Annotated in this window: 12 protein-coding genes; 5 read left to right on the top strand and 7 right to left on the bottom strand. The window is 72.1% G+C overall.

The features are described 5' to 3' along the window. Positions 1 to 61: 61 nt before the first annotated feature. Both AB5J51_RS34430 and AB5J51_RS34435 read right to left on the bottom strand, forming a co-directional pair. Positions 62 to 523, bottom strand: coding sequence for a cyclic nucleotide-binding domain-containing protein (locus AB5J51_RS34430; RefSeq protein WP_206310610.1), 462 nt, complete (start codon positions 521 to 523; stop codon positions 62 to 64). Between the two features lie 119 nt (positions 524 to 642). Continuing rightward, positions 643 to 945, bottom strand: a complete 303-nt coding sequence (locus tag AB5J51_RS34435) for a hypothetical protein (RefSeq protein ID WP_030295576.1) — start codon at positions 943 to 945, stop codon at positions 643 to 645. Positions 946 to 1,219: 274 nt separating this feature from the next. Between AB5J51_RS34435 and AB5J51_RS34440 the strand changes: the two genes are divergently transcribed. Then, positions 1,220 to 3,130: a glycoside hydrolase family 5 protein gene (locus tag AB5J51_RS34440; RefSeq protein WP_369779435.1), complete on the top strand. Its 1,911-nt coding sequence runs from the start codon at positions 1,220 to 1,222 to the stop codon at positions 3,128 to 3,130. 39 nt (positions 3,131 to 3,169) lie between these two features. Here AB5J51_RS34440 and AB5J51_RS34445 read toward each other — a convergent pair whose 3' ends face one another. Then, positions 3,170 to 3,856 (bottom strand): HAD family phosphatase, encoded by a 687-nt coding sequence (locus AB5J51_RS34445; RefSeq protein ID WP_136222060.1) that lies wholly within the window; start codon positions 3,854 to 3,856, stop codon positions 3,170 to 3,172. Positions 3,857 to 4,029: 173 nt separating this feature from the next. Between AB5J51_RS34445 and AB5J51_RS34450 the strand changes: the two genes are divergently transcribed. Both AB5J51_RS34450 and AB5J51_RS34455 read left to right on the top strand, forming a co-directional pair. Continuing rightward, positions 4,030 to 6,762, top strand: a complete 2,733-nt coding sequence (locus AB5J51_RS34450; RefSeq protein WP_369779436.1) for a DNRLRE domain-containing protein — start codon at positions 4,030 to 4,032, stop codon at positions 6,760 to 6,762. 52 nt (positions 6,763 to 6,814) lie between these two features. Further along, positions 6,815 to 7,897 (top strand): IS630 family transposase, encoded by a 1,083-nt coding sequence (locus tag AB5J51_RS34455; protein WP_369780221.1) that lies wholly within the window; start codon positions 6,815 to 6,817, stop codon positions 7,895 to 7,897. Positions 7,898 to 7,998: 101 nt separating this feature from the next. On the opposite strand, the gene AB5J51_RS34460 is transcribed toward AB5J51_RS34455, so the two are convergent. After that, positions 7,999 to 8,427 carry a DUF3224 domain-containing protein gene (locus tag AB5J51_RS34460; protein WP_369779437.1) on the bottom strand — a complete coding sequence of 143 codons (429 nt, stop codon included), beginning with the start codon at positions 8,425 to 8,427 and terminating at the stop codon, positions 7,999 to 8,001. A 117-nt stretch (positions 8,428 to 8,544) separates the two neighbouring features. Between AB5J51_RS34460 and AB5J51_RS34465 the strand changes: the two genes are divergently transcribed. Continuing rightward, positions 8,545 to 9,525 carry a helix-turn-helix transcriptional regulator gene (locus tag AB5J51_RS34465; protein WP_369779438.1) on the top strand — a complete coding sequence of 327 codons (981 nt, stop codon included), beginning with the start codon at positions 8,545 to 8,547 and terminating at the stop codon, positions 9,523 to 9,525. Positions 9,526 to 9,592: 67 nt separating this feature from the next. On the opposite strand, the gene AB5J51_RS34470 is transcribed toward AB5J51_RS34465, so the two are convergent. Next, positions 9,593 to 10,054, bottom strand: coding sequence for a hypothetical protein (locus AB5J51_RS34470; protein WP_053787203.1), 462 nt, complete (start codon positions 10,052 to 10,054; stop codon positions 9,593 to 9,595). Between the two features lie 92 nt (positions 10,055 to 10,146). Between AB5J51_RS34470 and AB5J51_RS34475 the strand changes: the two genes are divergently transcribed. Next, positions 10,147 to 10,479: a hypothetical protein gene (locus tag AB5J51_RS34475; RefSeq protein ID WP_053787204.1), complete on the top strand. Its 333-nt coding sequence runs from the start codon at positions 10,147 to 10,149 to the stop codon at positions 10,477 to 10,479. A gap of 62 nt (positions 10,480 to 10,541) precedes the next feature. Here AB5J51_RS34475 and AB5J51_RS34480 read toward each other — a convergent pair whose 3' ends face one another. Continuing rightward, positions 10,542 to 11,624, bottom strand: a complete 1,083-nt coding sequence (locus AB5J51_RS34480; protein WP_369780359.1) for an IS630 family transposase — start codon at positions 11,622 to 11,624, stop codon at positions 10,542 to 10,544. A gap of 52 nt (positions 11,625 to 11,676) precedes the next feature. After that, positions 11,677 to 12,516, bottom strand: coding sequence for a MerR family transcriptional regulator (locus tag AB5J51_RS34485; protein WP_053787205.1), 840 nt, complete (start codon positions 12,514 to 12,516; stop codon positions 11,677 to 11,679). Positions 12,517 to 12,541: the final 25 nt, after the last annotated feature.

Here is a 12,541-nt window from a genome sequence, read left to right on the forward strand (position 1 = left end):
ACACACGCGCTGAAACATTCCGGGAGCGGGTCCGGACCGGCTCCCGGGGCGGATTCTGCGTCTAGCGGGTCGTGGAAATGCGCGGGGCGTAGAGGTCGATGAGCCGGGTGCGGGTCTGCTGGAGCCGGAGCGCGAGCACCCGTCCGACCCAGTGGCCGACGGCGGAGCCGAAGGCGGGGTCGGCGTCCATCAGCATCCGTACGGCGGTCGCGTCGAACTCGTACGAGCGCACCGGGGTCATCGCCTCCGCGCTGAGCTGCCACACGTACGGCGGGAAGAGCCAGGACCAGCCCACCAGTTCACCGGGGCCGAGGTTCTCGACGGGGGCGGGCCGGCGGCCGGGCAGGGGGACCTGGAGCGTCACGGTGCCGGAGCGCACGATCCAGAAGGCCTCGGTGCGGCCGCCCTCCTCGAAGATCGTCGCGCCTTCGGGGAAGTTGACCTCGCGGGCCTGTGACATCAGCCGTCCCCGGTGTTCGGCGGAGAGGACGGCGGCGATTCGGATGGGGGAAGGTGTGCTCACGACGGCCTCCGATCAGGGCCCCCCGCTACCCCCAGTGTCGCCGACACCCGGGCGAATGCGGGCGCGGCGCATCACCCGGTTGTCCCGTCACCCCAGGGGCGGTCCTGCGCGCGCCGGGGTCAGTCCTCGGCGCCGGCCTCCAGGCAGGCCAGCTCCATCGCGTCGAGGACCGCCTCGTGGCTGCGCCGGCTCAGCTCCGCCACGTTCTCGATCTGCGCCGTCGCCCAGGCCGCCAGGGTCATGACCAGCACGCGCAGCCCGTCCGTGCCGTGCTCGGCCAGGATCGCGTCGGCGACGATCATCGCGTCCTCGGGAACCTGCTCCGGTGGCTCCAGCCCGGCGAGACCCCGCAGCATGGTGAGGGTGCGGCGGGAGATCTCCGGCGTCATCCTCGCCAGCCGCAGGTCCTCTTCTTCGTCCATCTGCCCCACCCTCCCGTGCGTTCCCGTCCCCCTCAGGGGCACGGTAGGCGCTGAGGGCCCCGCGCGGGGCGGTTTCGCCAGGGTGACCGCACGTAAGGGCCTGCCCGCACCGCTGCGCGCCGCGTCCTGGCGACCGGCGCCGGGTCGGCGGGGCGCCGGCCGGAAAGTCGGCGCCCGTTTGGGTTCCCTGCTCGACGACCGGCCGGTAACTTGACCGCGGCATCCGTCCGTTGCCACCGATCGGCCCGGACGGCCCGACCCCGGCAGGAGCGACATGAAGAGCCTCGTCCGCGCGCTGTTCGGCGCCGTCCTGCTGCTGGCGGGAGTCCTGCCGGCGGTGGCCGCTCCGGTCCCCGCCGCGGCCGCTCCGGCCGCTCCCGCCGGGGAGGCGTGGACCCCGCCGCTGTCCACCCGCGGCCGCTACATCGTCGACGCGGACGGCAACCGGTTCCGCCTGCGCTCCGGCAACTGGGACGGCGCCCAGGGTTCCTGGAGCGGCTCCGGCGACCGCAACGACCCCGCCACCCACCACAGCGGCCAGAACTCCAACGGCATACCGATCGGCCTGGACCGGGTGCCGCTGCCCGCCCTGCTGGCCGACTTCCGGGCCCTCGGCCTCAACAGCATCCGGCTGCCCTTCTCCAACGAGATGCTGCGCACCACCGCCCCCGTCCCGGACGCGGCCGTCGCCGCCAACCCGGCGCTGCGCGGCCGCACCCCGCTCCAGGTCTACGACGCCGTCGTCACGGCGCTCACCGACGCCGGTTTCGCCGTCATCCTCAACAACCACACCGTCACCACCCGCTGGTGCTGCGGGCTCGACGGCAACGAGCGCTGGAACAGCGGCCGGTCCACCGCCCAGTGGGCCGACGACTGGGTGTTCCTGGCCCGCCGCTACCGCGACAACCCGCGCGTGGTCGGCGCCGACCTGTACAACGAGGTCCGCCGAGACTTCCTCGACGACCCCAACTGGGGGCTCGGCGACCACCACGACTGGCAGGCGGCCGCCCAGGAGGCCGGCGACCGGATCCTCGCCGAAGCCAATCCGAACCTGCTCATCGTGGTCGAGGGCATCAACTGGACCGGCATCCCCCTGGACGGCCTCCCGCACGGCCGTCCCACCCTCACCCCCGTACGCACCCTGTCCCACACGCTCGTGGTCTCCAACAAACTCGTGTACTCGGCCCACTTCTACGGGTACACCGGCCCCCGGCACAGCGGCGCCACCGGCATGGGCGAGACCCATGACCTCCGCTACCAGGACATGAGCCGGACCCAGCTCGAGCAGACCCTCTACGACCAGGCCTTCTACGTATCCGCCGAGACCGGCACCCACTTCACGGCGCCCGTCTGGATCAGCGAGTTCGGCATCGGCGCCGACGAGAGCGGCGCCGCACCGCGGGCCTGGTTCCAGAACCTCACCGGCCATCTGACCGCCACCGACGCCGACTTCGCGTACTGGCCGCTCGTCGGCTGGAGCACCAACGCCCAGGGCGCCCCCGGCGGCGACACCTGGGCGATGCTCCGCTACGACTCCTCCGGCCGCCGGTCCGGCGTACCGGACGCGGGCGACTGGCGTACGCAGCCGTGGACCGCCCTCTCCACCACCGCCGGGCGCACCGGACAGGTCCCCGCCACCCCGGCCTGGTACCAGCTGACCACCGACCACCGCGACCACAACGCCTCGCTGCGCACGCGGGCCACCGGCGACTGGGACAGCGGGGCCCGCAAGGCGGTCTGCCCCGACGGCGCCCGCCTCGCCGGACTCGGGCACACGGGCGGCCGCGGCCTGTGCACCACCTCCGATCTGCAGGCCGCGAGCGGCGGGCACACCGTGGTCCGCGACGAGGCGTACGTCCCGGCGGGCGGCGACTGGGCGACCGGATACACGAAGTTCCAGTGCCCGTCCGGCCAGTTCCTGATCGGGTACAGCCTGCGCGGCGAGCGGGTGTCGGCGGCCCTGTGCGCGCCGTCCCGGACGGCCCTGCCCGCCGGCGGCCGCACGCTCTGGTTCGACCGCGGAGACAACCGGCCGCCGGGCGCCCCCGGCGGCGAGTTCGCGTACGGCGACTACAAGGGCCAGTGCCTGCCGACCGAGTATGCGGCGGGCATCGCGTTCACCACCCGCGCGGCCTCCCGCCCGGGCCCGGCGGCGCTCCTGTGCCGCCCTCTGCCGTCCGCCTGACCCGTCCGCCTGACCCGTCCGTCCGCGAGGCCGGCGCCGTCAGCGACCGCCGTTTTCGGCAACGGCAACGGCGCCCGCCAGCAAGCCCGGGAGGTCGCGCATGTCGGTGAAGACGACCGTGCCCGGGCCTGCGAGGTGGGACGCCGGCGTCAGACCGCCCGCGTACCCGAACGAGCGCATGCCCGCCGCGCGGGCCGCCTCGACGCCCGGGCGGCTGTCCTCGACCACCGCGCAGGCCGAGGGGTGGACGCCCATGCGCTGCGCGGCGTACAGGAAGACGTCCGGGGCGGGCTTGCCGCGGGCGACCTCGGTGGCACTGTGGATGCGGCCCGCGAAGCGCTCGTAGAGGCCGGTGCGGCCGAGGGTGTGCTGCATCTTCTCGTGGCTTCCGCTGGAGGCGACGCAGGTCGGCAGGGTGATCGCGGCGAGCGCCTCGGGCAGGCCGTCGACGGGGGTGAGCCCGGCGTCCACCGCTTCCGTGTGCATCTGCGCGAAGCGCTCCTCCCACTCCCGGGCGGCCTCCGCGCCGAGGCGCTCGGCGACCAGCTCCCGGTTCGAGGCGCTGGAGCGGCCGATGAACAGGCTGATCGCCTCGTCCTCGGTGAGCGGCCAGCCGAATTCCGCGCCGAGGGCGACGTTCACGCGGGTCGCGATCCGCTCGGTGTCGACGAGGACCCCGTCGCAGTCGAATATGACGAGCTCGAACGGTTCGGTGGAAGTGATCATGAAGGCAGGATAGGCGGGCGGGCAGGACGCGGATCCGGAAATTCGGCATCCGATGCGTCAAGTGTGCTGAACGGGTGCGCAAAGGGGCCTAGGGTGCGCCCGTACGCACGGTCGCGAACGGCTGTACGGCTGTTTTCGGCCACCACTGCACAGTGAACCGAACTGGGGGGCTCATGCGTAGATCCAGAGGGCTGGCGGCCGCTCTCGCCCTGTCCCTGGCCGGCACCGGCGCAGGGATCGGCCTCGGCCTCGTCCCGCAGGCGGCGGCCATCACCCCGCCCGTGGCCTTCACCGCCGACGCGCTGTCCACCTGGCAGCCCAACGGCGTCGTCTGGGCCCTCGCCGAGGCGGGCGGCACGGTGTTCGTCGGCGGCACGTTCTCCGCCGTACGACCTCCCGACGGCGCCGGCGGCAGCGAGCAGCCGGCGGTGAACTTCGCCGCACTCGACGCCGCGACCGGCGCCCCGACCTCCTGCAACCTCTCCTTCACGGTCGGCGGCGGAACCGCCACCGTCCGCACCCTCACCCTCTCGCCGGACAAGAAGACCCTGTACGCGGGCGGCTACTTCGGGGCCGTCAACGGCACCCCGGTCTCCAGCCTCGCCGCCATCGACGTGGCGACCTGCACCGTCAAGGCCTCCTTCCGGCCGGCCTTCGCGGCCACCGTGCGCGCCCTGGCCGTCACGAACGACACCGTCTACGCGGGCGGCGACTTCCTCACCGTCGCCGGCCAGCCGCGCGAGCGCTTCGCCGCCGTCGACGCGGCCGACGGTGCGCTGCGGCCCTTCACGGCCGACGCCGACGAGCCGGGCCGCGCGGTCGAGGTCACCCCCGACGGCAACAACGTCGTCCTCGGCGGGGACTTCTTCACCGTCAACGGTACGAACACGCACGCGCTGGCCGTCGTCGACTCCACCAGCGGCGCGCTCACCAAGACGTACCCCGGCTTCATCGAGACCAACTCCGTCGTGAAGGACATCGCGACCGACGCGACCGGCTTCTACACCGCCAACGAAGGTACCGGCGGCGGCGTCTTCGACGGCCGGATCGCGCTCGACCTCAGTGATTTCAACCAGCGCTGGCGCGACACCTGCCTCGGCGCGACCCAGGCCGTGCTCCCGTACCAGAACGTGCTCTACAGCGCCTCGCACGCGCACGACTGCTCCAGCGTCGGCGAGTACCCGGACGGCCAGCGCCACCACCTGCTCGCGCAGCCGACCACCAGCGTCGGCAAGCTGGGCTGGGCCCCCGACACCAACGACGGCATCGGCGAGGGCATCGGCCCGCGGGTGATGGCGGTCGGCTCCAAGGGCGGCGTCCAGTACCTGTGGGTCGGCGGCGAGTTCACCACCGTCAACGGGGCCGCGCAGCAGAGCCTGACCCGGTTCGCGTCCACCGGGGACACGGGTGCGCCCACCGTCCCCGTCGCGACCGCGGCGAGCTTCAAACCCGGCGAGGTGCAGGTGCGCTGGCGCACCAGCCTCGACCTGGACGACAGCGCACTGACGTACCGGGTCTACCGCAACGGCGCGGCCACGCCGATCGCCACCGTCACGGCCGACTCGCTGTTCTTCAAACGCCCACAGGCCTCCTGGAGCGACACCACCGTCACCGCGGGCCAGTCGTACACGTACCGGGTGACGGCAACCGACGCGGCCGGAAACACCAGCGCCCTGTCGGCGACCGCGAGCGTGACCGTCCCGACCTCGGTCGACGCGTACCCGAACCAGGTCCGTACGGACGGCGCCCAGCTGTTCTGGCGCTACGACGAGTCGGCCCTGCCGAACGTCGCCGACTCCTCGGGCAGCGGCAACCAGAACGGCGTGCACCTGAACGCCCCCGCCCTGCGCCAGACGCCCGGCGCGGTCTCGGGCGCGAGCACGGCGATCGGCTTCAACGGCACGGACACCCGGGTGTACGGGGACCTGCGCCAGAACATCGGCAGCAGCTACACCATCGAGACCTGGTTCAGGACGAACACCACCCGGGGCGGCAAACTCCTCGGCTTCGGCAACAACCAGGTGCGCGGCAGCAACCAGTACGACAAGCACCTCTACATGACCAATGACGGGCGCATCGTCTTCGGCGTCTACACCGGTGCCACCCGCACCGTCACGACCGGCGCCGCGTACAACGACGACAAGTGGCACCATGTGGTCGCCACCCAGGGGCCGGGCGGCATGGTCCTCTATGTGGACGGCGCCCAGAAGGGCACCCTCGCGGTCACCACGCACGAGAACTACGCCGGCTACTGGCACGCCGGCGGCGACAGCCTCGGCGGCTGGCCCAACCGTCCGACCAGCGAGTTCTGGTCCGGCCAGCTCGACGAGACCGCCGTCTACCCGAGCGTCCTCAGCGCGGCGCAGGTCCAGAACCACTACGCGCTGGCCACCGCCCCGGCCGACTCGGTCGTCCAGGTGACGGCCGCCGAGGACACGTACGTCAACGCGGGCGCCCCGGACGGAAATTACGGGACCTCGTCCTCGCTCGCCGTGCGGGGGTCCTCGCTGTACACGAGCTACCTGCGCTTCAACCTGCCCGCCGCACCCGCGGGCACGGTGCTCAAGTCGGCCTCGTTGAGCGTGAAGACGAGCACGATGAGCGGTGCCGGTACGGCGGACACCGTCTCGGTCGTCCCGGTCACCGGCAGCTGGACCGAGGGCGGGACCACCTACGGCAACCGCCCCGCCACGGGCACTCCCGCACTCGGCAGCTTCGCCGGCGTCCCGGACGGCTCGGCGGTGCACACCACCGGGCTGTCCACGGCCGCCCTCTCGGGCGCGCTCGGCATGAGCTACAGCCTGGGGCTGACCAGCCCCGGTACGGACGCGCTGTGGCTGTGGTCCTCCGAGGCGACGGCGAACGAAGGCACGCCGCAGCTGACGCTGACCTTCGGCGCGCCCTAGTCTTCTGAGTCTTGAGTTCTGTTCAGATGTGTAGGCTTGGCCTATGGCGCGGATGGGGCGGCCGAAGGCCGAGTTGACGCTGTCGGACGAGGAACGGGCCGCACTGGAGGGGTGGGTGCGGCGTCGTTCCACGCCGCAGGCGTGGGCTTTGAGGTGCCGGATCATCCTGGCCTGCGCCGAGGGCGTCTCGAACAAGGATGTGGCCGTCCGTCTCGGATCGACGCCTCATGCGGTCGGCCGTTGGCGGGCCCGTTTCGTGCAGTACCGGATCGCGGGCCTGGGAGACATGCCGCGTTCCGGCGGCCCCAGGTCGGTGACGGATGAGCAGGTGGCCGCAGTGGTCACCAGGACGTTGGAGTCCACGCCGAAGAACGCAACGCACTGGTCGACGCGGTCGATGGCGAAGGAAATGGGCCTGTCCCAGTCCTCGGTCTCACGGATCTGGCGGGCGTTCGGCCTGCAGCCGCACCGGTCGGAGACGTTCAAGCTGTCGACCGATCCCTACTTCGTCGACAAGGTCCACGATGTCGTCGGCCTCTACCTGGACCCTCCCGAGCGGGCGCTGGTGTTCTGCGTGGATGAGAAATCGCAGATCCAGGCCCTGGACCGGTCCCAGCCAGTGCTGCCGATGATGCCAGGAGTCCCGGAGCGGTCAACGCACGACTACGTCCGCGCCGGCACGACCACCCTGTTCGCCGCACTCAACGTGGCCACCGGCAAGGTGATCGGCTCCCTGCACCGCCGGCATCGCGCCGAGGAGTTCAAGAAGTTCCTGGTCAAGCTCGACAAGGAAGTGCCTGCCGGTCTGGACGTCCACCTGATCTGCGACAACTACGCCACCCACAAGACGCCGGACATCAAGAAGTGGCTGCTCGGCCACCCCCGGTTCCACCTGCACTTCACGCCGACCGGGTCGTCCTGGCTGAACCTGGTGGAGCGATGGTTCGCCGAACTCACCAACAAGCAGATACGGCGAGGCGTCCACAAGTCCGTCCAGGCCCTCGAGAAGGACATCCGTGACTGGATCGCCGCTTGGAACACCGACCCCAAGCCCTACGTCTGGACCAAGACCGCAGACGAGATCCTCGAACGCCTCGCCAGCTATCTGAACAGAATTCCCGACTCAGAAGACTAGCGGCGACCGCTGGAGAGGGGGCGCGGACCGTTGCGGTCCGCGCCCCCTCTGTCATACGGCGCCGCCCGGGCCGGCCCGGCCCGGGCGGCGCCGTGCCCTGCCTAGGCCACCGTGCAGGCGAACTCGTACGGCACGGACATGTCGCCCTTGCGGTACGTGAACGAGCCGGAGCCCGACAGCCCGGCCAGCTCGCCCGTCGCGGAGCCGGGGACCACCTCGAACGTGCACCGGGTGCCGGCGGCGTCGAACGTGCCGCGCTGCTCCATGACGAACGTGCCCTTGCGGCCGTCGACGGTGCCCGACAGCAGCTCCATGCCGGTGTAGGAGCCGGCGCCCTCCTCGATGTACGTGAAGGTGTAGCCGGCGCTGGTCGCCCCGGCCTCGATCCCGCCCGCGAAGGAGTTGACGACCGTGGAGCGGGCGAGCCGCGGGGTGGACTCGGCCGAACCGATCGGCTGCTCCTCCCAGTCGGCGAACGTGAAACGGCCGGTGGTGCGAGCGGGGGTACGGGCGGGGGTACGGGCGGGCATGGGCGGACCTCCTGGTTCACGGCCGGGCGGGCTCGGTCCCTCCGGCGTGAGAACAGCCTGTCCGGTATACCTGACACCCTCTGTCAGGTATCCGGGAATCCCGGACACAATGGCCCCATGCGCGCCGACCGGCTTCTCTCCCTGCTCCTCCTGCTGCAGAACCGCGGCCGGATGACCGCACCCGAACTGGCCGCCGAGCTCGAGGTGTCGGTCCGGACCGTCTACCGGGACGTCGAGGCGCTCGGCGCCTCCGGGGTCCCGGTCCACGCCGACCGCGGTCCCGCCGGCGGCTACCGGCTGATGGACGGCTACCGCACCCGGCTCACCGGCCTCACCGACGCCCAGGCAGGGTCCCTCTTCCTGGCCGGTGCGCCCGGTCCCGCGCAGGAGCTGGGCCTCGGCGCCGATCTGGCCGCCGCCCAGCTCAAGCTCCAGGCGGCACTGCCCGCCGCACTCGCCGACCGGGCCCGCCGGCTCCAGGACCGCTTCCACCTGGACGCCCCGGCCTGGTTCCGCGACGCCGACCCCGTCCCGCACCTCGCGCAGATCGCCCAGGCGGTCTGGGACCAGCGCGTCCTGCTCACCCACTACCGCCGCTGGAGCGGCGCGGAGCGGGCCGGGAGCCCGCTGCACCCCCTCGGCCTCGTCCTCAAGGGCGGCATCTGGTACCTGGTGGCGCAGGCCGCTGACGGGCGCGTCCGCAGCTACCGGGTCTCGCGGTTCCTGGCCGTGGACACCGCGGAGGGGGAGTTCGAGCGCCCGGCCGGCTTCGAACTCGCCGCGTACTGGGCGGAATCCGCCCGCCGGATGGAGGAGGCGACCCGGCAGGGGACCGCCCGGCTGCTGCTGTCCCCGCGCGGCCGCAGGCTGCTGCCGATGCAGTTCGGCGCCGCCGGTGCACGGGCGCTCGCCGACGCCGTCCCGGCCGACCCCGCGGACCCGGACGGCTGGATCCGCGTCGACCTCGAGGTCGAATCCCAGGCCGTCGCCGTCGGCGACCTGCTCCGGCTCGGCACCGAGGCCGAGGTACTCGGCCCGCCCGAGCTCCGGCAGGCCCTCGCCGACACGGTCGCCGCGCTGGCCGAGCGCTACGGCTGAATCCGCTGGTGTCCCGGGCGGGTCGTGGCCCGTCGGCCGCCGGCACGGCCCCGGTGCAGCCGGCCGGTCAGCGCGGGGGTTCGACCTCCAGGAAGCGGCGGCGGCGGGGACCCCGGTAGAGCAGGCAGACCCAGCCCAGGGGCTCCAGCGCGGCCGCGCAGGCCGTCAGGCGCTCCTGCTCTGCCTCGGCCGCGCCGCCGCCCGGCGGACCGAGCCAGGTCACGTGCACGGTTCCGGACCCGGACGGGCCGGGCTCCACCCGGTATCCCGTCCGCGTACGACGCCCCTCCGCGTCCACCGCCGACGGCGTGATGCCCGCCGCCTCCAGTACGAGGGCCACCGCGCGCGGCATCTGCCGCAGCTCCCACGGGGCGGGAACCGCCGTCCCCGCCGGGCCGTTCACCAGACGGCGGATCTGCAGCAGGCCCTCGTACGCCGTGCGGACCCCGGCCTCCCGCGCCGCCGTGGCGGGCCGTTCCGGTCCGTCGCCGGTCGCGGGCTCGAAGCCCTGCCCGGGTGCCGTCACCACCCACCACCCTCCCTCGGTCTGAGTACCCCACACCCAACGACCTGAGTATCCGCCCCGATTCCCCGCGCCCCCACCGCTGATCGAATAGGGGCATGACCTTCGACGCCACCGCCGCCCGCACCGCGCCCCGCCCGCGCCGCATGCAGCACGTGACCACCGCCGGCTCGGCCCTGGCCGTCGCCCTGGTCCCGCTCGTGGTCGGCGTCCTGGTGGCCAAGGGCATGGCCGCCGACCCGCACACCCCCGTCAACGCCCTCATCACGAACGGCGGCCAGCGGGCGGGCCTGCCCCGGGCCGAGTGGCGGCGGCGCGGCCACGCCACGATGCGCCGACTGCGCACCGCCCGCCGGGACACGGCCCGCCGCTGCGCCGCGGTCCGCAACCGCCGCCGCCCCGCCGGCGTCCCCCGGGACCGCGCCGCGTGATCGTCCGCCGGCCTGGGGGCACCTCCCAGCGGTAGCTGGGGGAGGGACTTTGACGACACCCCCTAGTCTTCTGAGTCGGGAATTCTGTTCAGATAGCTGGCGAGGCGTTCGAGGATCTCGTCTGCGGTCTTGGTCCAGACGTAGGGCTTGGGGTCGGTGTTCCAAGCGGCGATCCAGTCACGGATGTCCTTCTCGAGGGCCTGGACGGACTTGTGGACGCCTCGCCGTATCTGCTTGTTGGTGAGTTCGGCGAACCATCGCTCCACCAGGTTCAGCCAGGACGACCCGGTCGGCGTGAAGTGCAGGTGGAACCGGGGGTGGCCGAGCAGCCACTTCTTGATGTCCGGCGTCTTGTGGGTGGCGTAGTTGTCGCAGATCAGGTGGACGTCCAGACCGGCAGGCACTTCCTTGTCGAGCTTGACCAGGAACTTCTTGAACTCCTCGGCGCGATGCCGGCGGTGCAGGGAGCCGATCACCTTGCCGGTGGCCACGTTGAGTGCGGCGAACAGGGTGGTCGTGCCGGCGCGGACGTAGTCGTGCGTTGACCGCTCCGGGACTCCTGGCATCATCGGCAGCACTGGCTGGGACCGGTCCAGGGCCTGGATCTGCGATTTCTCATCCACGCAGAACACCAGCGCCCGCTCGGGAGGGTCCAGGTAGAGGCCGACGACATCGTGGACCTTGTCGACGAAGTAGGGATCGGTCGACAGCTTGAACGTCTCCGACCGGTGCGGCTGCAGGCCGAACGCCCGCCAGATCCGTGAGACCGAGGACTGGGACAGGCCCATTTCCTTCGCCATCGACCGCGTCGACCAGTGCGTTGCGTTCTTCGGCGTGGACTCCAACGTCCTGGTGACCACTGCGGCCACCTGCTCATCCGTCACCGACCTGGGGCCGCCGGAACGCGGCATGTCTCCCAGGCCCGCGATCCGGTACTGCACGAAACGGGCCCGCCAACGGCCGACCGCATGAGGCGTCGATCCGAGACGGACGGCCACATCCTTGTTCGAGACGCCCTCGGCGCAGGCCAGGATGATCCGGCACCTCAAAGCCCACGCCTGCGGCGTGGAACGACGCCGCACCCACCCCTCCAGTGCGGCCCGTTCCTCGTCCGACAGCGTCAACTCGGCCTTCGGCCGCCTCATCCGCGCCATAGGCCAAGCCTACACATCTGAACAGAACTCAAGACTCAGAAGACTAGAGGGCCGGCGCGAGCGGTTCCTGGAGTTCCGTGACCCATTGGTCCCGGTCCTCCGGGCAGGCGAGGGTCAGCTCACGCGCGTAGCCCGCCGAGCGGTGGCCGTTGGTGTCGATCCACCGGGCGAGGGCCTGGGCGGTGGGCAGGACGCGGTCCATCGGGCCGCGGTGCACCACGGTCGCGGCCCGCTCGACCCCCGGCAGCTCGACGACCCGGACCGCACCACCGAGGTCCTCGGCGCGGACCGAGGCCCCCACCGGCAGCCCGGCGTGGACGAGGACGGCTCCGGCCTCCGGGCCCGGCGCGTCCTCGTAGTACGCGGTCCCCGGCCCGGTCGGGACCACCCCGGCGGCCTCCATCCGGCGGCAGAGCTCCTCGTACAGTGGGCCGATGACCGGCCCGATGTCCTGCGGCTGGTAGCTCCCCGCGATCCCGGTCATTTCGACGAGCCGGACGGGCGGAAGGCTCTTCACGACGATGTCGACGGTGGACATGGATCCCTCGCTCTCGATGGTCCGGAGCCTCGCCTCGACCTGGGTCAGCCGGGCCGCCGCCGCGGCCATGGCCGACTCGAGTTCCGCCCGGCGCAGCCGCAGCATGCCGCGCAGCTCCTCCGCGCCCACCCGCTCGTCGAGGATCGACCCCACCTGGTCCAGGCTGAAGCCGAGCTCCTTGAGCGCGATGACACGGTTGAGGCGGGCGAGCTGCTCGGCCTCGTAGTAGCGGTAGCCGCTGGAGGGGTCGACACGCGCCGGGCGCAGCAGCCCGATGGCGTCGTAGTGGCGCAGCATGCGGACCGATACCCGGCCGTGTTTGGCGAAGTCTCCGATGGTGAACATGACGCCTTCCAGTGCAGGCCCTGAC

This window comes from Streptomyces sp. R33, from assembly GCF_041200175.1.
Classification (GTDB): Bacteria; Actinomycetota; Actinomycetes; order Streptomycetales; family Streptomycetaceae; genus Streptomyces; species Streptomyces katrae_B.